This window comes from Saccharopolyspora antiqui, assembly GCF_052246905.1.
In the GTDB taxonomy this organism is placed as follows: Bacteria; Actinomycetota; Actinomycetes; order Mycobacteriales; family Pseudonocardiaceae; genus Saccharopolyspora.
Window position 1 is genome coordinate 52,507 of record NZ_JBQQBO010000010.1, and the last position, 26,089, is coordinate 78,595.

Annotated in this window: 23 protein-coding genes and 1 pseudogene; 9 read left to right on the plus strand and 15 right to left on the minus strand. The window is 67.8% G+C overall.

Annotated elements, in window-relative coordinates:
* Genes ACTWQN_RS17725 through ACTWQN_RS17735 form a run of 3 tightly spaced genes read left to right on the plus strand, consistent with a single transcriptional unit; the run spans nucleotide 1 to nucleotide 3,061 of the window.
* Nucleotides 1-990 carry a Bug family tripartite tricarboxylate transporter substrate binding protein gene (locus ACTWQN_RS17725; RefSeq protein ID WP_443204598.1) on the plus strand — a complete coding sequence of 330 codons (990 nt, stop codon included), beginning with the start codon at nucleotides 1-3 and terminating at the stop codon, nucleotides 988-990.
* Nucleotides 987-2,339, plus strand: coding sequence for an MmgE/PrpD family protein (locus ACTWQN_RS17730; protein ID WP_443204599.1), 1,353 nt, complete (start codon nucleotides 987-989; stop codon nucleotides 2,337-2,339). The genes ACTWQN_RS17725 and ACTWQN_RS17730 overlap by 4 nt, the downstream gene beginning before the upstream one ends.
* Complete coding sequence (locus ACTWQN_RS17735; protein WP_443204600.1) at nucleotides 2,336-3,061, plus strand: SDR family NAD(P)-dependent oxidoreductase; 726 nt, start codon at nucleotides 2,336-2,338, stop codon at nucleotides 3,059-3,061. Before ACTWQN_RS17730 ends, ACTWQN_RS17735 begins: the two co-directional genes overlap by 4 nt.
* A 180-nt stretch (nucleotides 3,062-3,241) precedes the next feature.
* On the opposite strand, the pseudogene ACTWQN_RS17740 reads toward ACTWQN_RS17735, so the two are convergent.
* The 5 genes and pseudogenes from ACTWQN_RS17740 to ACTWQN_RS17760 all read right to left on the minus strand — a co-directional run.
* Nucleotides 3,242-3,427 (minus strand): annotated as a pseudogene (locus ACTWQN_RS17740) (hypothetical protein); the annotation flags it as partial.
* A 67-nt stretch (nucleotides 3,428-3,494) separates the two neighbouring features.
* Nucleotides 3,495-3,998 carry a 2Fe-2S iron-sulfur cluster-binding protein gene (locus ACTWQN_RS17745; protein WP_443204601.1) on the minus strand — a complete coding sequence of 168 codons (504 nt, stop codon included), beginning with the start codon at nucleotides 3,996-3,998 and terminating at the stop codon, nucleotides 3,495-3,497.
* Between the two features lie 187 nt (nucleotides 3,999-4,185).
* Nucleotides 4,186-4,959, minus strand: a complete 774-nt coding sequence (locus ACTWQN_RS17750) for an SDR family NAD(P)-dependent oxidoreductase (protein WP_443204602.1) — start codon at nucleotides 4,957-4,959, stop codon at nucleotides 4,186-4,188.
* A 329-nt stretch (nucleotides 4,960-5,288) separates the two neighbouring features.
* Nucleotides 5,289-5,717, minus strand: a complete 429-nt coding sequence (locus ACTWQN_RS17755; RefSeq protein ID WP_443204603.1) for an SRPBCC family protein — start codon at nucleotides 5,715-5,717, stop codon at nucleotides 5,289-5,291.
* 45 nt (nucleotides 5,718-5,762) lie between these two features.
* Nucleotides 5,763-6,776 carry an aldo/keto reductase gene (locus ACTWQN_RS17760; protein WP_443204604.1) on the minus strand — a complete coding sequence of 338 codons (1,014 nt, stop codon included), beginning with the start codon at nucleotides 6,774-6,776 and terminating at the stop codon, nucleotides 5,763-5,765.
* Nucleotides 6,777-7,677: 901 nt separating this feature from the next.
* On the opposite strand from ACTWQN_RS17760, the gene ACTWQN_RS17765 reads away from it, so the two are divergent.
* Genes ACTWQN_RS17765 through ACTWQN_RS17775 form a run of 3 tightly spaced genes read left to right on the plus strand, consistent with a single transcriptional unit; the run spans nucleotide 7,678 to nucleotide 10,531 of the window.
* Nucleotides 7,678-7,950 (plus strand): circadian clock KaiB family protein, encoded by a 273-nt coding sequence (locus tag ACTWQN_RS17765; protein ID WP_242188307.1) that lies wholly within the window; start codon nucleotides 7,678-7,680, stop codon nucleotides 7,948-7,950.
* A 3-nt stretch (nucleotides 7,951-7,953) separates the two neighbouring features.
* Complete coding sequence (kaiC, locus tag ACTWQN_RS17770; protein ID WP_443204605.1) at nucleotides 7,954-9,477, plus strand: circadian clock protein KaiC; 1,524 nt, start codon at nucleotides 7,954-7,956, stop codon at nucleotides 9,475-9,477.
* Nucleotides 9,470-10,531, plus strand: a complete 1,062-nt coding sequence (locus ACTWQN_RS17775) for a PAS domain-containing sensor histidine kinase (RefSeq protein WP_443204606.1) — start codon at nucleotides 9,470-9,472, stop codon at nucleotides 10,529-10,531. The genes kaiC and ACTWQN_RS17775 overlap by 8 nt, the downstream gene beginning before the upstream one ends.
* 50 nt (nucleotides 10,532-10,581) lie before the next feature.
* Here ACTWQN_RS17775 and ACTWQN_RS17780 read toward each other — a convergent pair whose 3' ends face one another.
* Nucleotides 10,582-11,031 (minus strand): VOC family protein, encoded by a 450-nt coding sequence (locus ACTWQN_RS17780; protein ID WP_443204607.1) that lies wholly within the window; start codon nucleotides 11,029-11,031, stop codon nucleotides 10,582-10,584.
* A gap of 24 nt (nucleotides 11,032-11,055) precedes the next feature.
* On the minus strand, nucleotides 11,056-12,285 hold the full coding sequence (locus tag ACTWQN_RS17785; RefSeq protein WP_443204608.1) for an FAD-dependent monooxygenase: 1,230 nt from the start codon (nucleotides 12,283-12,285) through the stop codon (nucleotides 11,056-11,058).
* Between the two features lie 247 nt (nucleotides 12,286-12,532).
* Between ACTWQN_RS17785 and ACTWQN_RS17790 the strand changes: the two genes are divergently transcribed.
* Nucleotides 12,533-13,534, plus strand: a complete 1,002-nt coding sequence (locus tag ACTWQN_RS17790; protein ID WP_443204609.1) for a TetR/AcrR family transcriptional regulator C-terminal domain-containing protein — start codon at nucleotides 12,533-12,535, stop codon at nucleotides 13,532-13,534.
* A 92-nt stretch (nucleotides 13,535-13,626) separates the two neighbouring features.
* Here ACTWQN_RS17790 and ACTWQN_RS17795 read toward each other — a convergent pair whose 3' ends face one another.
* The 6 genes from ACTWQN_RS17795 to ACTWQN_RS17820 all read right to left on the minus strand — a co-directional run bounded on the left by ACTWQN_RS17795 (nucleotide 13,627) and on the right by ACTWQN_RS17820 (nucleotide 21,615).
* A complete protein-coding gene (locus ACTWQN_RS17795; protein WP_443204610.1) occupies nucleotides 13,627-14,475 on the minus strand; it encodes an SAM-dependent methyltransferase in 849 nt (282 codons plus the stop codon).
* Between the two features lie 679 nt (nucleotides 14,476-15,154).
* A complete protein-coding gene (locus ACTWQN_RS17800) occupies nucleotides 15,155-16,417 on the minus strand; it encodes a Zn-dependent hydrolase (RefSeq protein WP_443204611.1) in 1,263 nt (420 codons plus the stop codon).
* 112 nt (nucleotides 16,418-16,529) lie between these two features.
* Nucleotides 16,530-17,837, minus strand: coding sequence for an MFS transporter (locus ACTWQN_RS17805; RefSeq protein WP_443204612.1), 1,308 nt, complete (start codon nucleotides 17,835-17,837; stop codon nucleotides 16,530-16,532).
* A gap of 33 nt (nucleotides 17,838-17,870) precedes the next feature.
* Complete coding sequence (locus ACTWQN_RS17810; protein ID WP_443204613.1) at nucleotides 17,871-19,205, minus strand: MmgE/PrpD family protein; 1,335 nt, start codon at nucleotides 19,203-19,205, stop codon at nucleotides 17,871-17,873.
* Complete coding sequence (locus ACTWQN_RS17815; RefSeq protein WP_443204614.1) at nucleotides 19,202-20,620, minus strand: dihydroorotase; 1,419 nt, start codon at nucleotides 20,618-20,620, stop codon at nucleotides 19,202-19,204. Before ACTWQN_RS17815 ends, ACTWQN_RS17810 begins: the two co-directional genes overlap by 4 nt.
* Nucleotides 20,617-21,615 carry an ornithine cyclodeaminase family protein gene (locus tag ACTWQN_RS17820; RefSeq protein WP_443204615.1) on the minus strand — a complete coding sequence of 333 codons (999 nt, stop codon included), beginning with the start codon at nucleotides 21,613-21,615 and terminating at the stop codon, nucleotides 20,617-20,619. Before ACTWQN_RS17820 ends, ACTWQN_RS17815 begins: the two co-directional genes overlap by 4 nt.
* A 217-nt stretch (nucleotides 21,616-21,832) precedes the next feature.
* Between ACTWQN_RS17820 and ACTWQN_RS17825 the strand changes: the two genes are divergently transcribed.
* Nucleotides 21,833-22,615 (plus strand): IclR family transcriptional regulator, encoded by a 783-nt coding sequence (locus tag ACTWQN_RS17825; protein WP_443204616.1) that lies wholly within the window; start codon nucleotides 21,833-21,835, stop codon nucleotides 22,613-22,615.
* Nucleotides 22,615-23,613, plus strand: coding sequence for an asparaginase (locus ACTWQN_RS17830; protein ID WP_443204617.1), 999 nt, complete (start codon nucleotides 22,615-22,617; stop codon nucleotides 23,611-23,613). Before ACTWQN_RS17825 ends, ACTWQN_RS17830 begins: the two co-directional genes overlap by 1 nt.
* Nucleotides 23,614-23,862: 249 nt before the next feature.
* On the opposite strand, the gene ACTWQN_RS17835 is transcribed toward ACTWQN_RS17830, so the two are convergent.
* Entirely contained in the window at nucleotides 23,863-25,548 is a 1,686-nt protein-coding gene (locus ACTWQN_RS17835; protein ID WP_443204618.1) for a PQQ-dependent dehydrogenase, methanol/ethanol family, read from the minus strand.
* Nucleotides 25,549-25,561: 13 nt separating this feature from the next.
* Nucleotides 25,562-26,023 carry an MSMEG_3727 family PQQ-associated protein gene (locus tag ACTWQN_RS17840; protein ID WP_242185423.1) on the minus strand — a complete coding sequence of 154 codons (462 nt, stop codon included), beginning with the start codon at nucleotides 26,021-26,023 and terminating at the stop codon, nucleotides 25,562-25,564.
* Nucleotides 26,024-26,089: the final 66 nt, after the last annotated feature.

Here is a 26,089-nt window from a genome sequence, read left to right on the forward strand (position 1 = left end):
ATGCGAATCCCGTTACTACGGACGTGCGCCCTCGCTACGGCCGTCGTGTTCGCGGCCGCTGGGTGCAGCGGCGAGCAAGGCGCGAACGGGGAGTTCGCCCCGGAAGCTGTCGAGTTCGTTGTGCACACCGGTCCCGGTGGTGGCTCGGACGTCTTCGCCCGCGAGGTCACCGGGCTCCTCCAGCAGACCAGGCTGATCACCCCGAACAGCTGGACCGTCCGCAACGAGAACGGCGGCAGCGGGGCGGCCGCCATGGCGTACCTCGCCCGGCTCTCCGGCGAGGAGGAGACGGTCGCGCTCTCGACCCCGACCTGGACCACCACCCCGCTCACCACGAGCGGGTCGGTCACCCTGGACGACCTCACGTGCGTGGCACAGCTCGTGACGGAGCCGATGCTGATGGCCGTCAAGGCCGACGCCCCGTACAACACCCTCCAGGAGTTCGTCGCCGCGGCCAGGGCGGAACCGGGCGGGCTCATCCAGACCGGCGGATCGGTCACGTCGGTCGACGCCATCGCGGGCGAGATCATCCGAGCCAATACCGGCACCGACTGGAGCTACCTGTCGTTCGAAGGCGGCGGCGAGCGGATCGCCGCGGTCCTGAGCGGGGACGCCGACATGATGTTCGGCTCGCCCCTCGACTTCACCGAGCAGGTCCGCGCCGGCAACCTCAAGGTGATCGCCACCATCGGCTCGGAGGCGCCCGCCCTCTTCCCGGACGCCCCGACGCTCGCCGAGTCCGGCATCGACGTCCCGGTCCCGCAGCAGGTGCGCGGGCTCATCGGGCCGCCGGACATGTCCGAGGAAGCGCGCGCCTACTACACCGGGCTGTTCGAGAAGCTGGTCGCAACCCCGGAGTGGGCGGCGTACGTCGAGAAGAACGGGCTCACCACCGCGTTCGCCGACGGAGCCGCGTTCGAACGGAACATGACCGAGCAGGCCGGGCTGCTCCGCACGAACCTGGACCAGCTCGGGTTGCTGCCCCGATGAGCGCGGTGACCGCAGGGCTCGCCGCGTTCGTCACCGGTCCCGCGTCGGCCGCCGCGCCGCCGGAAGTGGTCCACCAGGCCAAGCGGTGCCTCATCGACTGGCTGGCCGTCACACTTGCCGGGAGCCGCGAGCCCGGCACCCGGATCGTCCGCGAGACCGCGGAGGCGATGGGTCCCGGACCGGACGCGTGGGTGGTCGGGGCGGCTCGACGCGTCGGCGCGCCGTTCGCCGCGCTGGTGAACGGCTTCGCCGCGCACGTCCTCGACTACGACGACACCTACAACCCGGGCCGCACCACGGTGCACGGCAGCGCCCCCGTGTGGCCGGCCGTGATGGCGGCCGCGAGCGGGCGCCGACTCGACGGCGCGGGGGCGCTGGCGGCCTTCCTCGCCGGCTTCGAGACCGAGGTCCGGGTGGCGCTCGCCGCTGGCGCCGGCCACTACGACGCCGGCTGGCATGTGACCGGCACCGTCGGCCACCTCGGCGCCGCCGCGGGCGCGTCCCGCGTACTCGGGCTGAGCACCGACCGGGTGGTGGCCGCGCTCGGTACCGCGGCGACGCAGGCGGCCGGGATGAAGGCCGTGTACGGGAGCATGGGCAAGGCACTGCACCCCGGCAAGGCCGCGATGGACGGGGTGCTGTCGGCAGCCCTCTGCGCGCGCGGGTTCACCTCCAGCACCTCCGCGATCGAGGGGCACCGCGGCTTCCTGCACCTGTTCGCGCCGGACCCCGAGCCGGAGCGGGCGCTCGACGGCATCGGCGAGGTCTGGACCGTGCTCGACGACGGCTTCAAGGCCTACGCGTGCGGCTCGCTCACCCACCCGAGCATCGACGCCGTGATCGCGCTGAGGCGCGAGCACGGGATCACCGCCGACCGCATCGCGCGCATCGATCTCGACGTCCATGACTACGTGATCACCACGACCGGCATCGCCGAGCCGCGCACCGGTCTGGAGGGCAAGTTCAGCATCGTCCACTGCGCGGCCGTGGCGGCGGTGGACGGCGCGGCCCGGCTCGCGCAGTTCACCGACGAGCGCGTGACCGATCCCGCCGTCGTCGCGATGCGCGGCCGCGTCCACCCGCGCCACGACCCGACGCAGGCGAAGGACTCGGCGACCGTGACGATCACCCTGACCGACGACACCAGACACTCCCGCACGACCACGCACAACCGCGGCACTCCGGGCAACCCGATGCCGGACGGCGAGATCGAGGCGAAGTTCCTCGACCTCGCCGGCCCGGTGATAGGAGCCGAGGCCGCGAAGGAGCTCGCCGGGCGCTGCTGGCGCCTCGACGAGGAGCCGGACGTCGACCCGATCATGGGGCTCGCGGCCGGGGAGCGGTCGTGAACCGGGTCGTGCTGGTCACCGGCGGCACACGCAACATCGGGCGTGCAACCGCGCTCACCCTCGCCGGGGCCGGGCACGACGTGGTGGTCGTCGGACGGAGCGCCGTCGCCGACGGATTCCTCGACGAGCTGCGCGCGCTCGGCGTGCACGCCACTGCGCACGCATGCGACGTCAGCGACGGGGAGCAGGTGCGCGCGCTGCGCGACACCCTTGCCGCCGACGGCCTCACCGTCGACGTGCTGGTCAACAACGCCTCCCAACGCCCGCACCAGCCGTTCCTCGAAATCAGCCCCGACGACTGGCGCTCGGTCCTCGGCGTCACGCTGGACGGGGCGTTCCACTGCACACAGGCCTTCCTGCCGCACATGATCGACCGCGGCTGGGGCCGGGTGATCAACCTGATCGGCGTTCGCGCCCAGTCCGGCGCCGCGGGCCGGGCCCACCTCGTCGCGGCCAAGAACGGGCTCATCGGCCTCACCAGGGCGCTCGCGCGGGAGTTCGGCCAGCACGGCGTCACGGTCAACGCGATCTCGCCCGGCACGATCGTCACGGATCGGGACACCGATCCGGAACGGCTCACCGCGCGCAGCGACGGCGGGGCGCTCGGGCGGCTCGGGCAGCCCGCCGATGTAGCGGCAGCCATCCGCTTCCTGGCGAGCGAAGAAGCCGGCTACATCACCGGTCAGATCATCGGCGTCAACGGCGGCGAGCTGATGGTCTAGTGGTTCCGGTCGGGACCTGGCCCGCCCCGAGGTTTCCGGACAGTGGCCCCAGATAGATTGGGGTTGTCTGGAACGGAGTTTGTGAGTGTCGGTGGTAACAGGGGTTAGGTTGCCAATCGATTGGCAACCAATCACTCGCAATCGACGGTAGCCAACGCGGTTTCGGCGACGACCGCCGAACTGACCGCGGAAAGCGACCTCATCGGATTGCAGGACGGCCAATTCACCGTCGTCGGTGGATGCCGTTCGGGGTGCGTTGGCCGGAGTGAGCACAGTGAGCACCCCGTCCAGCGCCGCAGCAGCGTCGGTGTCCATCGACCTGATCCGTCCGTTGGCGATGGTCGCCTGTACTGGGTGCAGGTAGCTCCCGGGCGCGAGGCCACCGCGGACACCGCGTCCCGTGCGTCGATGGCGCGTCGGTACTCGAAGGGAATCATGGCGCTATCTCCCGGATCGCGGCGACGATGTCGACGTAGGCGCCGCACCGGCACAGGTTCCCGCTCATCCGCTCGCGGATCTCCTCGTCGTCGAGCTCGACCTCGCCGGTCAGGTCCTCGGTCACATGGCTTGGCCAGCCCGCCTTGACCTCGTCGAGCATGCCAACCGCCGAGCAGATCTGTCCGGGGGTGCAGTACCCGCACTGGAACCCGTCGTGATCGAGGAACGCCTGCTGAACGGCGCCCAGTTCCTCTCCATTCGCAAGCCCTTCGGCGGTGGTGAGCTCCGCTTCGTCGTGTGCGACAGCGAGTGCGAGACACGTCGTGGCACGGCGTCCGTTCAGCAGCACCGTGCAGGCACCGCACTGCCCGTGGTCGCAGCCCTTCTTGGGTGATGTCACACCGAGTTCTTCCCGCAGCGCGTCGAGCAAGGTCGTCCGGGTGTCCACCGACAGCGATCGCACCTGGCCGTCCACCCGCAGGCTGATCGGCGATTCCATGTGTTCGGCTTCCTTCGTGGGTTGGCAGCGTGTCGGCCGCCGGTCGGTAATCTGGCTGATCGGTGCATGGCCGGGTCTGGTTCGCTGAGCGCGCGGACACCAGGTTGGCCTGGTGCCAGTGCGGGTAGATCGGGTCGGGAGCGCTGACCTCGTCGAGACGGTCGATGTCCTCCGCGGCACCGCAGGTTCAGGGGATGATGGTCGGGACCAGTCCGCCGTCGACGCTCAGCGCGCTGCCGGTGGTGGCCGCGGCTTGGTCGGAGGCGACGTAGGTGATCAGGTTCGCCACTTCGTGGGGGCGGATCAGCCGGTGCAGCAGGGAAGTGGCCGCGCGTCCCTCGGCGACGAACCGCCGCTCCTGTTCGGTGCGGTCGAGGCCGGGATACAGGTCGTCCCACATCGCTACCACGCCGCTGCTCATGGTGGGACCGGGCAGCACGCTGTTGACCGTGACGCCGGTGCCCGCGACCTCCTGGGCCATTCCACGCGAGAGTGCCAGCTGCGCTGATTTCGTCAGTCCGTAGTGGACCATGTTCGTCGGTGTCTGCACTCCCGCTTCGCTGCTGAGGAAGATCACCCGGCCCCAACCGCGGTCCACCATCCGCGGCGTGTAGTGCCGTGCCAGGCGCACCCCGGAGAGCACGTTGATCTGGAAGAACCGCAGCCACTCGTCGTCGGGGATCTCGAACACCGGCTGGGCGGCGAAGACCCCGACGTTGTTGACGAGGATGTCCACGTCGGGCAGTTGCTCGATGAGCGTGGCGACTCCTTCGGCGGTGCCGACGTCCGCGGCGATACCGCGCACGCCAAGCCGTTTGGCCGTCTCGCTGACCTTGTCGGCGCTCAGACCGTTGACCACGACGTCAGCGCCCGCGGCGGCCAGTCCCTGGGCGGTGGCCTCCCCGATCCCGGCGGTCGATCCGGTGACCAGCGCGGAGCGCGTGCTCAGATCGATCTCCATCGCACCAGTTCTCCTCTCCTCCATCCGCTCTCGCGGTGCACGCACGGGTGATCTTCGCTTCGGCCATCACCGCTCGTTCGCGCTGTAGGAACGTGCGCCCGAGACGCTGCCCAGGAGTTCACCAGGAACGAAGTCGATACTGCGCGGAGTGGGAACCGTCTGCCCATCCGGATAACTCGTGATCTTCGGAACGTCATCCCACGCGTACGACGGCGGATACCCGTCCACCGGATCGTCTTACAACACACAAACAACCTTGGCCACAGCAGCTCCCTCAGAATTCCACTTCAGAGAGAAGAAAAACGACGCCCTGCCCGTCCGGACAAGCCTTACGGGGCGTGCACGGTCAACGCCCTGTCCAGGGAGTCGAGGCCATCGCGGAAGATGCCGGTGAACAGATCGACCACCTCGGAGTCGCTCACCCCGTCCGGAGCGAACCGGCCGCTCCACACCACCTCGGCGCTCTCCTCATCCCCAGGAACCGGATACACCCGCAGAGTCGCGAGATAGCCGCGCACGGGGAAAGGTGACTGGAGGATCGAGTACGAGTAGTGGCGCTCCTGTTCGTTGAATTCCTGCATGCGCTCGACGATGACCCCTCCGTCGCTGTTGCGCAGCTCACGGACCCTGCCGCCTTCCAACGGAGTGCTCTGCGGGATGTAGGGCAGCCAGTCGGGCAGCGAGTGGAAGCCACCGATGAGCTGCCACACGCGCTCGGGCGAGGCTGCTAACAACCGGCTTACCGAAGTCGATGCCATTACACTTCTCCTGAACTCGTAAGCCTGCGAGGGAAACGGCGGTGCTCAGGCGCCACCCGGAGTCGGGGCCTTCGGGCTGATCAGCCCGTCCTCGCGAAGCTCGGCCCAGAAGACGGCCGGAACTTCCTCGCGCACAGCCGCTTGATCCTCGGCGATCCGACTGGGCCGGGTCGCTCCAGGAATCGCGGCGACGGCAACAGGGTGAGCCAACGAGAACTGCAGCGCGGCGGCCTTCACGCTCACGCCGTGCCGGTCGGCGATCTCCTTGATGCGCCGCACCCGTTCGACGACCTCAGCCGATGCCTTCTGGTACTCGAAATGAGATCCACCCGCGAGAACACCCGAGTTGTAGGGACCGCCGACGATCATCTCCAGACCCTGCTCGGCGGCCATCGGCAGCAGCCGTTCGAGGGCGTGTTCGTGATCCAGCAGCGTGTATCGACCCGCCAGCAGGAATCCGTCCGGGCGCGGCTCGTCCAGAGCCAAGGCCAGCTCTACGGGTTCGGTGCGATTCGTGCCGGTGCCCCACGCCCTGATGACGCCTTCGTCCCGCAACCGATCCAGAACCCGGAACGCCCCGGTGCGGGCAACCTCGAACTGCTGCAGCCAGGCATCACCATGGAAGTCCTGAGCGATGTCGTGCACCGTAACAACATCCAACCGGTCAACACCCAGCCGCTTCAGACTGTCCTCAATCGACCTCTCCGTGGCCTCGGACGTGTACACGGTAACCATCTTGTTCGGCCGACCGTGCTCGAAAATCCCACCCTTCTCGCCGAGATCACGTGCACTCGGACTCTCCACCTCGTCGTAGATCACCCGCCCCACCTTCGTCGACAACACAAACGAATCCCTGGGCTTCTGGGACAACAACTCACCCAGCCGCTGCTCCGCCAAACCCGCCCCGTAGAACGGGGCCGTGTCGAAATACCGAACACCCTGCTCCCAAGCTGCGTCCAGCGTCCCGGCCACCTCGTCCTCCGGGATCGCGCGATACATGTTGCCCAGCGGAGCCGTACCAAACCCAAGCCGACCGGGAAGAAACCCACTGAAACGCATAGTCACCCCCCTGCACTACATGCCCTATTCGCCCGAAACCCGACGCTACCCAAAACCAACACCGCCCAACTAAGGACTTTGGCCACTTCCTCCGAACACGAACGTTGCTGCGGCCGTGGCCTGGCAACGCGGACAGCAGAAATGAGTCGATGCAGTCGGATCTTGGCGTCGGTGAGTCGTTTCTTCAAAGCGTGATCCACAATGGATCGCAGCACAACAGCAAAGAGCCTCCGCAGCTGCGGAGGCCCTTACCGGAACGCTAGCTCGAGTTTGACGAGCGTCTTTCGCACTTCTGAACTCCGCCTCCTGCAGAACTTCCGACAGGGCTCAGGACTACGAACGTCCTTGAGTTGGACCATGCGTTCCTACGGGGCTGTCGCGTCATCGCCCCTTCGGTTCACCGACCCTCTCAATCGATTCACCGCACCCTTAGTACACACCCGTGCAGGGCATAAGTCAATGAAGGGAACCGTCTGAGCTGCTGAAACCAAGCCGCTGCGGACGAGAGCCAGTCGGCCTCGCTGGTCAGCGCCGGATGTGTGGTCAGGATTTCGAGGACGTTGGCCGAAGACCGGCGAGCCGCATTCGGGGTCGCACCGCGGACGGGCAAGGTGGACAGTTCCGGGTTACAAACGGGGGGCAGCCCGGCACAGGGCTGCACGACCGGTCGAACCGGCCCAGGTTGCGACGCCGCAGTGTGCGAAACGGGGTGGTCGAGGCGTGTGCTGCGTGGTGGTGCTGACAGCAATGGATCGAACGAACGCAGCAGGGCTGGCGGGTCCATTCTCGTTCGGTTCACGAGGGCGCCGCCGGGTGTTGGCGCGGTGATCCAGGGTCGCTCGGGGTTCGGTGTGGAGTGGGAGTGCTTGCTGGGGTGACTACGTATTCGTTCAGGTTGTACGTGGCGGGGCAGACGGAGCGGTCCGAGGCCGCGGTGGCGAACCTGCGGTTGCTGTGTGAATCCAAGGTCCCCGGCCGCTACGAACTAGAGGTCATCGACGCCGCCGAACGCCCGGACGTGGCGGCGGAGGAACGAATCCTGGCCACTCCCACGGTGGTCAGGCTCGCACCGCTGCCGCAACGGCGGGTGATCGGGGACCTGTCCGATCACGCCCGCACCGCGGCTGCCCTCGGCCTGCCGGACTCGTACGTGCTGCCATCGGAAAGGCGGTGACCCGTGACCGGCAGCAACGAGATCGAGCGGACGCCCACCGGTATCAGTGGCTTCGACCAGGTCGCGTTGGGTGGGCTTCCCGCTGGGCGGGCCACGCTCGTGAGCGGCACGACCGGCAGCGGCAAGACATTGTTCGCCGTCGAGTTCCTCGCCCGCGGTATCCGCGGCTTCGACGACGCCGGGGTCTTCGTCACGTTCGAAGAGGCGGCCGCCGACGTTCGCCGCAACGCTGCCTCGCTGGGCTTCCCCATTGAACAGTGGGAAGGCGAGGGGAAGTGGGTCTTCGTCGACGCATCGGCCGATATCGAGGAAACCTCGACCGTCGGAGGCTACGACTTCAGCGCACTGGTGGCCCGCATCGAGTACGCGGTCCGCCAGATCGGTGCCAGCCGCGTCTCCCTCGACTCGCTCGGCGCGATCTTCACGCGTTTCGTCGACATCGGCATCGTTCGCCATGAGCTGTTCCGGATCGCCTCCTCCCTGGAGATGCTCGGGGTCACCTCGGTCCTCACCGCAGAGCGAGCCGCGGAGCACGACGGTGTGTCTTTGTATGGCGTCGAGGAGTTCGTGCTCAACAACGTGATCATCCTGCGCAACCTCCTTGAGCAAGAGAGACGACGCCGGACCATCGAGATCGTCAAGTTTCGAGGTGCCCCGCACCGTACCGGGGAATGGCTGTTCGCGATCGACCCGCAAGAGGGGATCGTTGTCATGCCCCTCGCATTCCTCTCGTCGCGCGAGCGCGCGTCGCAGACCCGCGTCTCCTCGGGCAACACCGAACTCGATGAGATGTGCGGCGGCGGTTTCTACCGGGACGCGATCGTCCTGCTCAGCGGGTCCACTGGCGCGGGCAAAACGCTGACGAGCCTGAACTTCGCGGCTTCCGCGTTCGCCTCGGGGGAACGCTGCCTGTTCTACACGTTCGACGAGACCCGCGAGCAGCTCGGCCGCAACGCCGCTGGTTGGGGAATCGACCTCGATGCCATGGAAGCGACCGGATTGCTCCGGGTCGTGTCGGAGTACCCGGAGGTGGCGTCGCTGGAAGATCACTTCATCCGGCTCAGACGCGGTGTGGCGGAGTTCGCACCGGCCCGATTGGTCATCGACACGCTGTCCGCACTTGAGCGCGTCGCCAGTCCACGCGCGTTGCTTGATTTCCTCATCGCACTGGGTGCTGTGCTGCGGCCCCGCGAGATCACTGCACTACTCACGTCGGCGGCCGGCGCCCATCTCGCGTCCGCACTCGTCCCCGCGGTCGCGGTGGAGGTCGCAACCCTCGCCGATGTCACGATCCTGCTCCGCGACTTCGAACGCGCTGGCGAGATCCAGCGGGCCATTGCCGTCGTGCAGGCCCGGGGCACCGCGCATGACCACAGCATCCGTCAGGTCACGATCGACGGTGGCGGCATGCACGTAGGCGAGCCCCTGCGCGGTGGTTCCCACATCCTCGCCGCGAATCCCCTCGTCGAGGATCCGCAGTGGACGACCACGTCCGAGCGAGCACAGGGACCGAGAACCGATGGCTGACCCTCGCCCCGAAAAGCGTGCGGCGGCAGGCGCCGAGTCAGAGCGGACCACCGGCGCCGGGTTCCGTGACGGGGCAAACGAGGCCATGGTGGAGGCATCGGCGGACGGGATCATCGCCGTCGACGAGCGAGGGATCATCCGTCTCGCCAATCCGGCCGCCGAGATGCTCTTCGCCCGCTCGACAGGAGATCTCGTCGGCAGCGCGTTCGGTGCCCCGACGGTCGTCAACCAAACCAGCGAGATCGACTTGATCCGGCCCGACGGATCCGCCCGGGTGGCCGAAATGCGGGTCACCGCCACGACTTGGCACGGCGAGCACATCTACGTCGCAGCGCTCCGTGATGTCACGCGGCGAAAGCAAGCGGAACAGGACCTGGAAGTCGCACTGGAACGCCAGACCACCGTGGTCGCCGTGGCCGCCCACGAGCTCCGCACCCCTGTCGCCGCGATCAAGCTGCTCGTACATCTGCTGCGTGACCGGCGCTCTAGGCTCAGCGAGGAGCAGACCGTCGAGATCATCGATGAGATCGTCGTTCGCGTCGACCGTCTTCAAGCACTCATGCACAAGCTCCTCACTGCTTCCAGGATCGACGCGGAGGACATCCGTGCCGCCCCGGAACCCGTGCGCGTGCTCGAAACGCTCCTCGAACGGCTTGCCGAGTTCGAGGAGAAAGCTCAGGACGTGAGCCTGTCGTGTGACCCCGAATTGGTGGCCGTCGTCGACCGCTACGAGCTCTCCGAGATGCTCACCAACTACCTGGAGAACGCCTTCGCCTACGGACGCCCACCTGTCGAGGTACGGGCAATCGAGCAATCGGGCCGGGTCGAGATTCGGGTGTGCGACCGCGGGCCAGGCGTCCCGGACTCGTTCGTGCCCCACTTGTTCGAACGCTTCAGCCACGCGCCGCGCGCCGACCAACAGGCCGGGGGCACCGGCCTCGGACTGTGGATCGTCCGCAGCCTCGCCCAAGCCGCCGGCGGCGACGCCTGGTACGAGCCCAACGACGACGGAGGCGCCTGCTTCTGCCTCCGCTTGCCAGGAACACCGAACTGAGGTTCCACCTGTGGGGCGGACACGCTGAGTCCAGGCAGTCGACTGATTGCTCAATGGTGGCAGGCGTCGATCAAGCCTTGGATTCTGATCTTCGTCATGCCGTGGACCGCGTTCAGGATTCGATCAGCTGTATCGAGTTCGGCGCCGTCCAGAAGCTCACCCAGTGCTGTGGGCATGACCTGCCATGTGATGCCGAACCGGTCGGTCAACGAGCCGCCGGGCCCCTCTTGACCTCCGTCGGTGAGTCCTGCCCATACCGCGTCTACTTCCTCCTGCGTGTCGCATTCGACATACAGGGAGATTGCCGGGCTGAAGGTGAGCGGTGATTCGCCGTTGAATGCGATGTGCCGCTGTCCGGCCAGGTCGAAGACAACGGTTGTGACCCGGCCGTCCGGCGCGCGCTGTATGTCGATGATCTCGGAGTCGGCGAAGATTCCGGTGTAGTGGTTGGCGGCTTCCTCGGCCTGACCGTCGAACCACAGGAAGGTGCTCAATTGCATGCTTCTACTCCTTGGCTTCGCGTATCAGCGGTGTGCGGGTGCTGCGTAATCCTTGAGCCGGACGGTGTTGGCGACGTTTTCCATGCCTCGGCGGACCAGGCGTTTCGGCAGGTACGGCAGGATCCGGACGGACCGGTTGCGCAGCCAGAGTTGCGCGCGCGAGTCCGGCATCAGGCCGCCATCTCCTGCGCCGCGGGCGAACTCGTGAGCTCGGTTGACGAACTCGCGCATCTCCTGTTCGTAGCGGGCGTAGGCGAGGTGATGGTCACCGTCGGCGGCGGCGAGTTCTCCGGCGAGGATGTACGCGCCGACCAGGGCGAGACTGGTGCCGATTCCCGACATCGGCGAGGCGCAGTGGCCAGCGTCCCCGAGCAGCACCGCGCGGCGGTGTGACCAGCTGTCCATCTGAACCTGACTGACCCGGTCGAAGTAGAAGTCCGACGCGTCCCAGATGGCGGACAGCATCCGAGGGATCTCCCAGGCGTCACCGGCGAAGCTGCGCGCCACGATTCGCTTCTGCTCGTCGATGTCATGCCTGTCGTACTTCTGGGGTGCCGAGCGCCAGAAGAATCCGGCCAACGTCTTTCCTGGCTCGGGCAAGGGAGCAAGACCGGCCGTTCTACCGGCACGGCCCGTGCCTCCGGGCATGGTGTACATCAGCTGCCAGCCGTCGAGGTCCAACGTGGTGCTGGTGGTGAACAGCGACACGTAGCAGCCCAGGTCGCGGATGTAGCGCTGCTCCGGCCCGAACACCAGTCGGCGGACGTTGGAGTGCACCCCGTCCGCGCCGACCAGCAGGTCGAATCGCCGTGCGCCACCCGCCTCGAACTCGATCTGGACGCCGTGGTCGTCCTGCTCGACCGCAGTGATCGAATCGCCGAAGACGTACTCGACGTGGTCACGCGTTGCCTCGTAGAGGATCCGCGCGAGATCGCTGCGACGAATCGCCATTTCAGCGATGGGTCCACCGGAATCTCCGAACACCTCAGTGCTCAGCGTCGCAACCCGCTTGCCGGTGCGGTCGACGAACGCCATGCCGTGTGCTCCGGTGTGCGCCTGCCGGACCTGAGCGACGATGCCCGTCCGCTCGGCCACCGTCCGAGCCGTTCCGCGGATGTCGACTGCGTGGCCACCGCTGCGGGGCCCGGGGGCGCGCTCCACCACAGTTGGATGGAACCCGAACCTGTGTAGCCAGTACGCCAGGGCCGGTCCGGCGATCCCGGCACCGGAAACGAGGATGCTGCGGCTCTGCATCGGTCTCCTTGTTTGTCGTCGTGGCCCGAAGCCCGCCGTGAGCGGTGCCGTACCGGACCGAGAAGGATCGGATGACGATCGATGCGTTCGCATGAGCGCCATGCGTACGCTGTATCTATGCTCGGGAACAACGTATCTCCATAACATAGGCAGTTCAATCGCCATGTTGGAGAATTCGCACTAGTACATTTAAGAAGTCGACTAGTACACTGACTCGTCGAGCATCGCACTGTCGGACAGGGGAACCATGTCGTCGACGCAGCGGCCAGGTCCGCCGTACCGAGTGATCGCCGCGGAGATCCGTGCCCGGATCGAGAGGGGTGATCTCCGACCCGGAGATCGGGTGCCATCCATCCGGCAGATCGCCCAACGTTGGGGCGTGGCACTCGCAACCGCGACCAGGGCGGCGGCGGTCCTCCGCGAGGAAGGGTTGGTCGAACCAAGGGTCGGCGCGGGCACCGTAGTCAGTTCCAGCGCACACAGCAGTCACAAGCAGCCTGCCAGGCAGACCACGCCCAACACGCCCACGGCACCGGAACTTCACGGGCCCGGACCCGCCGAGCAGTCGGCGAAACGGACGCGGCTGTTGCAGACGGCCATCATGATCGCCGACACCGAGGGGCTCGACGCGGTGTCGATGCGGCGACTTGCCGCCCACTTGGGCGTCGGCCCGATGTCGTTGTACCGCAATGTCGCGAACAAGGAAGAACTGCTGATGCAGATGGCCGACAGCGCTTTCGGTGAGATCGTCCTCCCCCGAGAGGGGCCAGAAGGCTGGCGCGCCAAACTCGAACTGATCGCCCGCGAGGAGTGGAAACTGGTCCGGCGACATCTCTGGCTTCCCAGAGCTGTCTCATTCACCCGGCCATTCTTCGCGCCCAACATGATGGCGCACACCGAGTGGACACTCCGCGCGCTCGGCGGACTCGGCCTTTCGATGACCACCCGGATGCGCGAGGCGCTCACCATTCACTCGCTCGTCCTCACCGCTGCCGCATCCATGGCAGAGGAAGTCGACGCCGAACAGAGCACGGGTATCACGCTCGACCGATGGCGAGAAATGCAACGGGAGCAAGCACGAGAACTCCTCGACTCCGCAAAATTCCCGCTCCTGGCGGCAGTTCCAGAAGGGACAGCTGAAGACCTCAATCGATTGTTCGAATACGGCCTTGCTCGACATCTCGACGGATTTGCCGCCCTAATCGCCGACAGTTCGAATCGCGAGCCGTGGCGACGTGCCGACAATTGATCGACGTCAGATCCTTCGGGGACGCAGCAGCATTGAAGATCGAGCCCAGCGCCCACTGTGCGGGTCTGCGGGTTTTGCCTCGCGCACCGCCCTCAGGGTTTGCGGGCGACGCCGCCGAACTCCCACAGCTGCTTGTCCCCGGGTGCGACGACGGGAACGTCAAACGGCAGGTCGAAGGTCATTTCCTCCGTGTACGAGTCGGGACGCCAGAACTCGATGTCGACCAGACCCGGTTCGAGGATCTCCAGACCATCGAAGAAACGGGTCACCTCCGCGGGCCTACGGACTCGGCCCCAGGACATCGACCGGTTCATGTACTCGGTGAAATAGTCCATGGGGGCCTGGTCCTCGGCCACGAGGTGCGAGATGACGACGTAACTGCCGGACGGCAGCGCGTCGAGCATCCGGGTCACCACGTCCCCGGGCTTGCCCTCGTCGGGCAGGCAGTGCAGTACGGACACGTAGAGCGCAGCGACCGGTTCGTTGCGGTCGATGAGTTTCCGGGTGCTTTCCTCGGCCAGGATCTTCTCCGGTTCCGCCAAGTCGGCCTGCAGCACGGTCGTCTTGCCGTTGCCCTCCAGCAACGCGCGTCCGTAGGCGAGCACCACGGGGTCGTTGTCGATGTAGACGACGCGCGCGTCGGGGTTGAGTTCCTGTGCGACCTGGTGCACGGTGCGCTGGGCAGGCAGGCCGCTGCCGTTGTCGATGAACTGCCGGATCCCGGCCTCTTTGGTGAGGTAGTGCACTGCCCGCCCGAGGAAGGACCGGTTGTCCCGCGTGAACTGGAATCCTTCCGGGAAGACCTTGGCGAGTTCGTGCGCGGCCGCCCGGTCCACCTCGAAGTTGTCCTTGCCGCCGATCGCGTAGTCGTACATGCGGGCGACGCTCGGGACGGACATATCGATTTCCGGCGGAACCCCGCCCTCGCCTGCTGCGGACACTTGAACACCCTCCCAATGTGCTCGCTCTTCCCCAACCCACGCACGGTCGACCGACCCGCGTCGGCAATGGCCAGGCAGCCTCGCCCGTGCGACGCCGATTATTCACCCGCGATTTCCTCACCGGATGCCGGGGCGTTCCGATGATCCGGCTGGCCCATGCGGGCACCGGCAAACGGACGACGGGTCCTGAAACGGGTTGATGCGTCAGCCGGTTTCGGCGGCGGGCTTCCGGCAGCGAAAGTTCCATCGATCGCCGACCAAGCTCGCCCACGACCTCGGCCTTACAGTCCCGCAAAGTCGAGCGCACCGCGACGAGATGCCGACCCGAGTAGCCGGTCGCTCCCGCAGTACCTGCACGCGGTTCCGGCGTGGATACCCCGGCTCCGTCCGTCGGCGCCGACGGAATTCCATCCCTGACGCCGAGCGCGACGCCGGTCTTCGCTGAACCTCGATTGCAGAAAGGAGCATCCACCATGGCTCGTATCACCGCGGTGCCGCCTGTCCAGGCGCGGCGCAGCCCACGGCGCTAAGCGCCCACCACGCCGTACATCCGTTCTGTTCCAACGCAGCCGCAGCAATCGGTAGCGGTCGGTGTATGCGCGGTTGCTCAGTACCTCCGCGGCCAGCCACGTCGGAGCGGCCCGAGGTCCGGCGATGGTTTTCAGCGACGCCGCCGGGCTCATGGCAGGCGCCCGTCCAGCCGCAGCAGACTCGCGGTGAGCGCGGTCGTGCCCAGCGCGATGTCGGCGATGCCCGTCCACTCGGCCGGGTCGTGGCTGATCCCGTCCCTGCTCGGCACGAAGATCATGCCGGTCGGCGTGACGTGGTTGATCTGCTGGGCGTCATGGCTGGCCCCGCTGGGCAGCACGCGCGGCTCCTGGCCCAGCGCCCGGCAGGCCGCGGCCAGCCCATCGCGCACCTCGGCGGGCAGCCGCACCGGTGGCGTGTCAGCCAGGTGCTCGGTGCGCAGGCCGATGCCCCGGCGCGCGCAGATCTCCTCGGCCTTCGCCACGATCTCGCGTGCGGTCCGCCGCTGCCGGTCGGTGTCCGTGCCGCGCACGTCGACCCACAGCGTCGCTGCACCCGCAATGGTCGTCATCGACCCCGGTGCCACCTCGATCTTGCCGACCGTGGCCCGGGTGCCCTCGTTGTGTTCGTCGTTGGCCAACGCCTCGATGAGCAGGACGACCTCCGCGGCGGCGGTCACCGCGTCAGCGCGCAGGTGCATCGGGGTGCCACCGCTGTGCGAGGCGCGACCGGTGAGCTCCAGCCGGAACCTGGTGCTGCCGGAGATCAGGTCCACCACACCGATCCGGGCACCGGCGGCCTCCAGCACACCGCCCTGCTCGATGTGCAGCTCGACGAACGCAGCCCAGTCGGCGGGCGCCCAGCGCGCCGAGTGCACCGCGGCCGGATCCAGCGCCACGCTCGCCATCGCCTCGGCGAGGCTGACACCGTTCGCGTCGTGCTTGCCCGGCAGGTCATCGGCACCGGTCAGGCCAGCCACGATCCGGCTGCCGGTGCACGCCTGCCCGAAGCGCGCGCCCTCCTCCGCGGCGAACACCACGAACCGCACCGGATGGCGGTGCCGCACTCGATGCTCCACCAGCAGCCGCGCCGCCTCCATCGCCCCGCAGACACCGACGATCCCGTCGTAGGAACCCGCGTTCGGCACACTGTCCAAATGCGACCCTGTGCCGATCGCGGGCAGTGCCGGGTCGTCGCCGGGCAGCTCGGCGATCGTGTTGCCCGCCGCATCGGTGTGCACGGTCAGTCCCAGTGCGGACATCCGGTCCGCGAACACCGTGTGTGCGCGCCGCTCCAGTGGCGTGTAGGCAAGGCGCGTGACGCCCGGCCCACTGTCCGGTTCGGACAGTGCGGCGAAGGTGTCGATGAGCTCGCGCAGCCGTGCCTGATCGGCGGCGAGGTCGACGGTGATCACCGGGTCAACTCCTTCGTCTCGTCGGCGGAAAGCAGCGCGACCGCGTGCACATCGGTGACCGCGGCGAGTGCCTGCGACGGCAGGACTGCGGCCACCGGGGTGATGGTGCTGGTCACGATGACGCTCCCTGGTAGCTTCGCGACACCGCTTCATCCAGACGCGCACCGCGGCGGTCCGGGATGAGCAGCATCGCGAACATGTCGACGATGTAGATCAGCGCCAGGAATCCCAGCGCCGCACCAAATCCCTGCCAGCCGGCGAACAGTGCGACGGCCAGCGGCGCGAGCCCGCCGACCCCGCGGCCGATGCCGAACAGCACGTTCTGCGCGGTCGCCCGGGCGGCCGTCGGATAGTTCTCCGCGATGATCGCGCCGTACCCGCCGAGCATGCCGTTCGCGAACACACCCATCACCGCGCCACCGAACAACACCGCCGCCGGCGAGGTCAGCTGGCTGTACGCGAACAGCGACACGCACGCGCCCGCCTGGAAGATCCAGAACGAGCGACGCCGCCCGATCCGGTCCGCGAGCTGGCCGAAGATCATGATTCCGGCGATCATCCCGAGCACCGTGACCGCCGTCCAGATCCCGGACTTGGTCATGCTCAATCCGAGCTGTTTGGACAGGTACGTGGGCAGCCAGGTCAGGATGCCGTAGTAACCGAAATTCTGGATCGAGCAGATGATCACGATGCCGATGCTGGTGCGCAACGTCCGCCGATCCGCGACCAGCAACGCGAACGGGTTCTGCTTGACCTGCCCGGCGCCGACCGCCTGCCGGTGCCGCACGAACGCCTCCGGTTCCGCCAGCCGCAGCCGGAAGATCACCGCCACGATCGCGGGAAAGATGCCGATGATGAACAGGCCCTGCCAGCCCCACAAGGTGATCACCGGTGCGGAAAGCACCGCGGCGAGCAGGACGCCGAGCTGGAAGCCCACCCCCACCATGGACGTCGCCCGAGCGCGTTTGATCGCCGGGAACGCCTCGGCCGCAAGTGCCATGCCGATGCCGAACTCGCCGCCGATCCCCATCCCCGCGATGAACCGGAACACCGCCATCGCGACGAACCCCTGGGACAACGCCGTCAGCGCGGTGAAGATCGCGAACAGCAGGATCGAGTAGGTCAGCACCCGGACGCGTCCGAACCGGTCGGCGAGCGCACCGAAGAACAGTGCGCCGGTGACCGTGCCGATCAGCGTGATGGTTGCGAGCAGTCCCGCCTCGGTGGTGGACAGGCCGAGACCAATCGTGATCGCGGGCAGGGCGAACCCGAGGATCTGGAGGTCGTAGCCGTCCATCGCATAGCCGAGCGTGGCGGCGAAGACGGCCTTGCGGCCATACGGAGTGACCTGCCCCGCGTCGCCGGGTGCCGGGCCGGTGCCGTCGCGGACCGTCTGGGTGTTCGTCTCGTCGTTCGTCATCGCTGTTCCTCCGGTCGGACGGTGAGCGTGCCGTTACACAGGCTTCACAAGCCGCAACGGTCGAAGCGCCTCGGTGCAGTCGTCAAACGTGGCAAGGCCGAGCAGGCGGTCCCACAGCTCGGGCGCGATGTCCCCGACGAGATCGGTGAACTTGGCGCGCAACTCGTCCGCGGACAGCGGGTCGTGGTGATGGCCGCGCGGATCCTGCACGGTCGCCGCCACGCTGCCTCGCGCGTGCACCACCACCTCGGTCGGCGCGTGCTCCGGCCAGCTGCGGTCGAGCTCGGAGGCGAGTGTGACGCGCACCTTCTCAGCAAGTCGCGCCACGGTGGGGTCGTAGTCGAAGGTGGCGGGCGTCGACTCCCGCCGGGTCAGCACGGCCGCGACGGAGTAGGGCAGGGAGAACCGTGCGGACAGGTCGTTCGGTGCCGCCTGCCGGTCGAGCTTGAGGTTGTTCGCCACGGTGCGCACCTCGACCGAGCGAATGCTGTCCACCGGTACCGCAGGCATGGACAACACCGCATCGACGGCACCGTGGGTCAGCGCGCATGCGCTGTGCCGCTTGAAGTAGTTGCGCAGGATGCGCGGCCGGGCCGGATCCGCGGCGGCGGTCAGCGCGTCGACGTCCACCGGTTTCCCGGTCACTTCGCCGAAAAGTGCCGACACCGACTCCAGCGTCCCGGTGAAACCCGCGCGGTGCAGGCGGATCGCGCGCAGCGCCGCCTGCGCGGACAGGCCCATCGCGGTGTTGCGCGCGGTGGCCCCCGCATAACAGGCGTTCCACACCGGAACCGTCGGTGTGGTCGCCGCGATCGCTGCCACGGCAGCCGGGTCCTCGCCCAGCAGCAGTGCCACGCTGACCGCCGCACCCACACCGGCGAGGTGCCCGTGCGGATGTGTCGGCGGGCGCAACTGGAACGCGGCGAACAGCCGGGCGCTGACCTCGTAGCCCGCGACGACCGCGGCGAGCAGCTCGGTGCCCGGGCGATGCGCGACCTCGGCCGCCGCCAGCGCCGCCGGCACGATGTGCATCGCGGGGTGGCCGGTCGGCCGGGTGCCTTCGTCGAGTTCGAGGAAGCCTCCCGCCGCCCCGTTCAGGAACGCGGCCTGCTCCGCCGACACCGGTGCGACCCCGGCGACCAGGACCGTCGCACCACCGGTGCCCGACAGCGCGCCACCGAGCTCATCCGCGTTTTCCCGCAGCCGGGTCATTTCCGCGGTGCGGCCACCGGCGATGCTCACGCCGATCGTGTCCGCGACGACGTGCGCCGCATGTCGGCGTACCGGCTCATCCAGCGTGCCGGTGAAAAGCGCGCTCGCCTGCGTGATCGACTCCGCCACGCACGCCGCGAGCTCCTCGGCGGTCACGTGCTCGGCCGATCGGCGAGTGCCGCAGCGTGTTCGGCACGGATGAACCGCCCGCGCCGTGGTGCGACGATCTCGCGATCGCGCACCACGACCTCCCCGCGCAGGATGGTGGCGACCGGCCCACCGCGCAGTTCGAACCCGTGCCACGGGCTGACCGGCTGCTTGGCGATCAGCTCCTCGTTGCGCACGGTGCGCCGCAGCTCCGGATCGATGATCACCAGATCGGCGTCGCTGCCCGGCCGGATTACGCCCTTGCGCGGGTAGAGCCCGTAGAACCTGGCCGTCTCGGTGGCGGCGATCTCGGCGAGCCGACTCGCCGTCGTCTTGCCGCGGATCAGCGCGTCCATCAGGACGGGGCCGAACGTCTCGCAACCGACCGCGCCCGCGGGCTGGGTTTCGAAACCGCGTGCCTTCTCCTCAACGGTGTGCGGCGCGTGATCCGAACCCAGCGACACGATCGTGCCCTCGTTCACCCCCGCCCACAACGCGTCCTGGTCCTGCTGCTCGCGCACCGGCGGATACACCTTCATCACCGGACCGACCCCGGGATAGTCGGCATCGGTCAGCGTCAGGTACTGCGGGCAGGTCTCCGCGGTGACCGCGATTCCGTTGCGCCGCGCCGAACGCACGGCGTCCAGGCCCATGGCCGAGGCGAGGTGCACTACGTGGAACCGGCAGCCGGTCGCCTTCGCGAACTGTGCGGCGATGGAGATCGTGGTCGCTTCGGCGACCGCGGGGCGAGCGGCGAGCAGATCCTCGTACGTTTCGATCGGGTGGCCGAGCGCATGCTGGCTGGTCGCGAGCACGTCCTTGTCCTCGCAGTGCGCGGCGAGCACCCCACCGTGCTTGGCGACCTCCGCGAACAGCTGCAGCACCTGCCCGTTCGGCGGCGGCATCAGCAGGTTCTCCGGCTTCTCGTCGCCGATGTTGTACACCAGCGAGCGGGTTTCGCGGTGCAGGGCGTAACCCCAGAACAGTTTCACCGCGACCGCGCCAGCCTCGAACAGCGGACCGATCTGGTCCAAATTGGACTCACCGAGCGACAGGCCCCACAACCCGAAGTCGGTCCACGCGGATTGCTCGTGGTGCGCGCGGCGCTGCTCGAAGACCTCGACCGAATCCACCGGCGGGATGGCGTTGGGCATCTCCAGCACCGTGGTCACCCCGCCGACGAGCGCACCACGCGTCGAATGGTCGAAGTCTTCCTTGTGGCTCAGGCCGGGGTCGCGGGAGTGCACGTGCGGATCGATGAGCCCGGGGAAGACCAGCTTGCCCGCCGCGTCGTACCGCTCGTCACTGTCCACTGTGGCGCCTCGGTCGAGGATCGCGCTGATCACCCCGTCGCTGCACAGCAGATCGGCGTCCAGCAGCCCGGCGGGCGTGACGAGTTGGCCGTTGGCGACAAGCAGCTTCATCGGTTTCTCCTCGAATCTCGATCGGACGCGGGCGCCCATGCGTCGATAACGGTGCCCAGCTCGGCGACTCGCGCGGCCTCAAGCACCCGGACGGCGCAGACGAGGTCCTGGATGGCCAGGCCGTGCGACTCGAACACGGTGATGTCGTCGCTACTCGACCTGGCCGGCACCTCGCCGGACAGCACGCTCGCGAACTCCGTTGCAGCGGCCGGGTCCAGGCCGTTGGCCAGCAGATCACCGCACTCGGCGGACGCGACGGCCGCGGAGTCGACCACCACGTGTGCCGCGCGACGCAACGTCGCACCGTCGAGCTCCCGGCGCCGGGCATGATTGCTGCCGACGGCGTTGATGTGCGTGCCCGGCCGCAGCAGTGCCCCGTCGAACAGCGGCTTGGCCGCGCCCGTTGCGGTGATCACCACGTCCGCCCTGGGCACCGCGGTTTCCGCGCTGGTGCCAGCTTCCACGGTCAGCCACGGGTGCGCGTCCTCGATGCCGCGCGCGGTAGTCGCCGCCCGTTCGGCATCGCGACCGACCACCAGCACCGTGCGCAGTTTCGGCAACACCTCGGTTAACGCGGTGATCTGCGCGGGCGCCTGGTACCCGGTGCCGAACAAGCAGGCGGTGGCACTTTCCGGCCGGGCCATCAGCTGTGTCGCGAGCGCCGATGCGGCCGCGGTGCGCCGCTGCCCGAGCAGGTCCGCCTGCACCATGCCGCGCAGCTGCCCGGTGCGGTGCGCGTAGACGAGCACCGTGATCACGCTCGCCCGGTTGATGTCCCGGCGCACCACCGGGTACGACTTCACCGCGACCGCGTCCAGGGTCGGCGCGATAGCGGACATCACGTTCAGCGTGACCGCGCCCATGCTGCTGCGCTGCCGGGGCTGGTCGTGCGCGGCACCGGCGCCGAGGAGTTCGAACGCGGTCCGCACACCGGCAAGCGCGGCATCCGGCGGCAGCAGCCGATCGACGGTCTGGTCGTCCAGGATCCGCGACATGCGTTCCTTCCCACGGCTCGCGCACCAATGGAAACATCTTTCCAGTTCCGGGGTGACGAGCATGGACATCCGCTCGCGGCTTTGTCAACCTATGCGCATGGATAGCTAGGATCTGGTGGTGACGGCCCTGTCATCCAGCGGAAACGCTGGCGAAACGTCGCGCGCGCACGGCAGTGCATGGCACGGGGGGCGGATCACCACGAGAGGAGCTGGTTCGATGAGTGCTGCGAAACCGATTGAGGTGGTCGTCCGCGCCGTGGACGTACTCAACACGGTCGGCGCCGCACGCTCCGGGCTGACGCTGCAGGAGCTGCACGACGAGCTCGACATCCCGCTCGGCAGCCTGCACAGAATCCTCGGCACGCTCAGCCAGGCCGATTACCTGCGCCGCTCGCCGATCAGCAAGCGCTACTTCGTCGGCCGCGCGGCGCGCACCCTGTCCGGCGGCACGGGCTCGCACAGCGCCAGGCTGATCAAGCCACCGGCCGCGCTGATCGACGCCGCGAACGAGACCGGCGAAACGGTGTTCCTCACCGAGTTCATCGGCGACGTTCCAGTTTGTGTGTCCATTGTGGAGGCCGAACACGCGCTGCGGCTGTTCGTTCGCATCGGCCAGGAGATGCCGCTGCACGCGGCCGCATCGAGCCGCGCGATCCTCGCCTACTTCGACGAGGACGTGGTGCGAACCCTGCTGGAAGAGTCGGAACCGCTGACCGAGTTCACCACGGGCACCCCGCACAGCGTGGCCGATGTCATGCAGGTGCTCAAGGAAGTCCGCGAACACGGCTACGCCACCTGTGACAACGAGCTGGATCCGGACGCCTGGGCGGTGTCCGCGCCGATCCGGGACGGCGACGACAGGGTGCTGTCCAGCGTCACGATCACCGCACCCGGATCCCGGGTCGCCGACCCGAAGGTACGCGAACGCGTGACGAACGCGGTGCTGCACGCCGCCGAGGCGTTGTCCGCCGAGCTCGGCAACCCGGGCCCGGCGTCCTGATGGCCGCGCCGCGTTCGATCAGCCTGATCGCCACGGGTGGCACCATTTCGGTCGCGCCATCGCCCGCTGGCGCGCAGGCACACCACGGCGTGCGCGCGCTGCCGACCGAGCAGCTACCCACCGGAATCGAGGTGCACCCGAGGGATGTGTTCCGCCGCTCCTCCCGGCAGCTGACCCTGGACGATCTGTGGACCCTGGCCGCGGCCGTCACCGAGGAGATCGCGGCCGGGCGGGACGGTGTGGTGCTCACCCACGGCACCGACACGCTGGAGGAGACGGCCTACGCGCTCGGTCTGCTGGTCGAAACCCGCGTGCCGGTCGTTGTCACCGGCGCCATGCGGGCACCGCACCTCGCTGGCCCGGACGGTCCGGCCAACCTGCGCGCGGCGGTGTGCGCGGCGGCCAATCCCGCGCTGGCGCGGTACGGGCCGGTCGTCGTCTTCCAAGACGAGGTGCACGTGGCGCGGCTGGTCACCAAGACGCACAGCGCACGCGTGGCGGCGTTCAGCTCACCGGCTGCCGGGCCGGTCGGTTTCGTCGCGGAGGACGAGCTCGAACTGCTGCTCGGCCCGCCGCCTGGATCCGACCTGTTGCCCGACCGCAGCCCGCCGACCTGTCGCATCGGCATGGTCCACGCGGCAACCGGTGTCGACGGTTCCGCGGCCGACACAGTTTCGTCCGATGTGGACGGTCTGGTGGTCGCCGCGCTCGGCGCCGGGCATGTCGCACCGTCGCTGGGTGAAGCACTCATCCGGATCGCGGGCTCCGGCAAGGCCGTCGTGGTCGCCAGCCGCTGCCCGGACGGCGCGCTGCTGGCGCACACCTATGGCGGCGCCGGTTCAGAGACCGAGCTGCGCCGTGCCGGTCTGCTGTTCGCGGGCATGCTCTCGCCGGTCAAGGCACGGTTGCGGCTGGCTTTCGGCCTGTCCGCGGGAATTTCCGCAGACGAGCTGTTTCCGACCCGGCGCCCACCTCAGGGTTCTGCGGAATCGCCATAGGGACTCTTGCAACCGCGCAGGGTGGGACCCCACCTTCGCGGTCGGCACCGTTCGCGAGCGCCGTGGTGACCCCGGCAGCGACAGGGGCGCCGGACGTATGTCCGGCGCCCCTCGATCGCTAGTCCGCCAACCGAGCCACGTACCTGGTCACCTCCCGCGCGACTCCGATCTCGTCGAACTCGGGCGTCTCCCGGACGGTGAGCTGACCTCCCCTCTGCCGGACTCCGGCAGGTTCACTTCGTGGCGCTACTAGTCCGGAAGGGCGAAGACGATCAGTGCGCTTCCGTGGCCAGCGCCGAGCATGCCGGGGAGGAACCCCTCGATCCAGCCGCCCCATCCGACCGGCACGGCGACGTACTGCTTGCCGTCGACGCTGTAGGTGATCGGGCTGCTGTGGTGGCCACTTCCGCACTGGAACTGCCACAGCAGTTCGCCGGTGCGGGCGTCGAGTGCGTTGAACTCTCCGGAAGGCTCACCGGCGAACACCAGATCGCCTGCCGTGGCCAGCACCGAGGCGCACATCGGAACCTCGTTGCGCCAGCGCCACTTCTCCTCGCCGTTGGCGTCGAACGCGCTGATGGACCCGGCCATGTCGTCGGCGTCCACCTGAACGCCCGCACCCCAGTACGGGATGCTTTCCTTGAAGTCCCGGCGCCGCCGGGTTGCCGTTGCCCCGACATCCTGGACCGGTACGTAGAACAGCTCGGTCCTCGGGCTGTATGCCGCGTGGGTCCATTCCTTGGCGCCAGCCGGTCCCGGGTAGAAGTGGACCGGATCACCCTCCTTGTCGGGATACCTCCTGGGCGTCACCTTGCCGTCCCTGGTGATCGCGCCCCAGTCGATCCGGTCCACGAAGGGCGTGATGTGCTGCAGCTCGCCGTTCGTGCGATCCAGGACGAAGAAGTAGCCGTTCTTGTCGAAATGCCCGAGCAGCTTTTTCCCGTCGTGCTCGAACAGGATGTTTTCCATGGTGCTGTCGTAGTCCCACACGTCGTGCGGGGTGCACTGGTAGTGCCAGCGAATCTGGCCAGCGTCGGCGTCCACCGCGACGATGCTGTCGGTGTAGAGGTTGTCGCCCTCGCGGACGGCTCCGTCGAAGTCCGGTGCCGGGTTGCCGGTGCCCACGTACAACAGGTTGGTCTCCGGATCGAAGGTGCTGGTGACCCAGCAGTTCGCGCCACCCCGCGCCCATGCCTCGCCATCGGCGGGCCATGTCTCGGAGCCGGGCTCCCCGGGCTTCGGCACCATGTAGCAGCGCCAGACGGGCTCTCCCGAGTCGACGTCGAAAGCGTCCAAGTGCCCGCGCACCCCGAATTCCCCGCCGGAGCTGCCGACGATGACCATGTTCTTGACGACCAGCGGCGCGACCGTGCCGCTCTCCCCGGCCCGCACGTCTCCATAGGTCTTGTCCCAGACGCGCTTGCCGTTGGTGGCGTCGAGCGCCAGCAGGTGGGCGTTCCCGGTGACCATGAAGACCTTGCCCTTGGCCACGGCTACGCCACGGTTCACGTTCCCGCAGCACAGGGACACGTCGTAGGGGACCGCGTGCTTGTACCGCCAGAGCTCCTGACCCGTTTTCGCGTCGAGCGCCCAGAGCCAGCCGTCCCAGCCGGAGAGGAACATGACCCCGTCCACCACGATCGGGGCGGCCTCGAACGCGTAAGTCGAAGCGCCCGCGATCATGCCGGAGGTACCGGCCTGGAACATCCAGGCGGGACCGATGCGCTTGACGTTCTCCGTGTTGATCTGGTCCAGCGTGCTGTACCGCTGCCCGTCATAGGTGCCGTAGTAGGTGAGCCAGTTGTGCGACTCCGACTTGGCATTGAGAAGCCGCTCGTAGGTAACCCCAGAGACCACGTCCGGCGCAGTCCCGGTCTTGCCGCTCAGCGTTCCCTGATCGATGGCCTCTCCGGCATCCACGTACTCAACGGTCATTGCCTACTCCTTTCTACGGCCGTGGCTGGTCGGGGCGGTCGAGGCGGGCCTCCGGCGGAACGTCCCCCAGCACGACGATGGCCCCGGTCAGCCCGCGGCCTTCGTCGTTTCCGGTGGGCGAGCTGTACCAGTAGTAGCCCGGCCCGTCCAGGTTGAGGGTCGCCCTTCCTTTCGAATGGTTCACCAGCCAAATAAATTTCTTGTCGCCATTGCTTGGCAACAGCGCGCAGTGCGTGTTCAGGTCGTCATTGATGAGCGTGAGCTCAAGATCACCCCCATGGGGCATGACCAGGATCGAGGGATCCCAGGCAATTTCATCGGGATTGATCCGGATCGTCGCCTCCATCGTGCCATCGGCTCTCTCCGTGGCCCGGCCGATGTTTCCGGTCGCGAGTACTTGACCAATACCTGCTTTGTTCTGTCCGTCCAACCCGATCTCGCTCAGCAGCTCGGCTCGATCCTTCGCGGTCGTCACCGGACTTCACCTCCTCATCCCGAACCCCTGGTAGCAACTGTTCGCGTCGGTCGCGATCACGGTCGC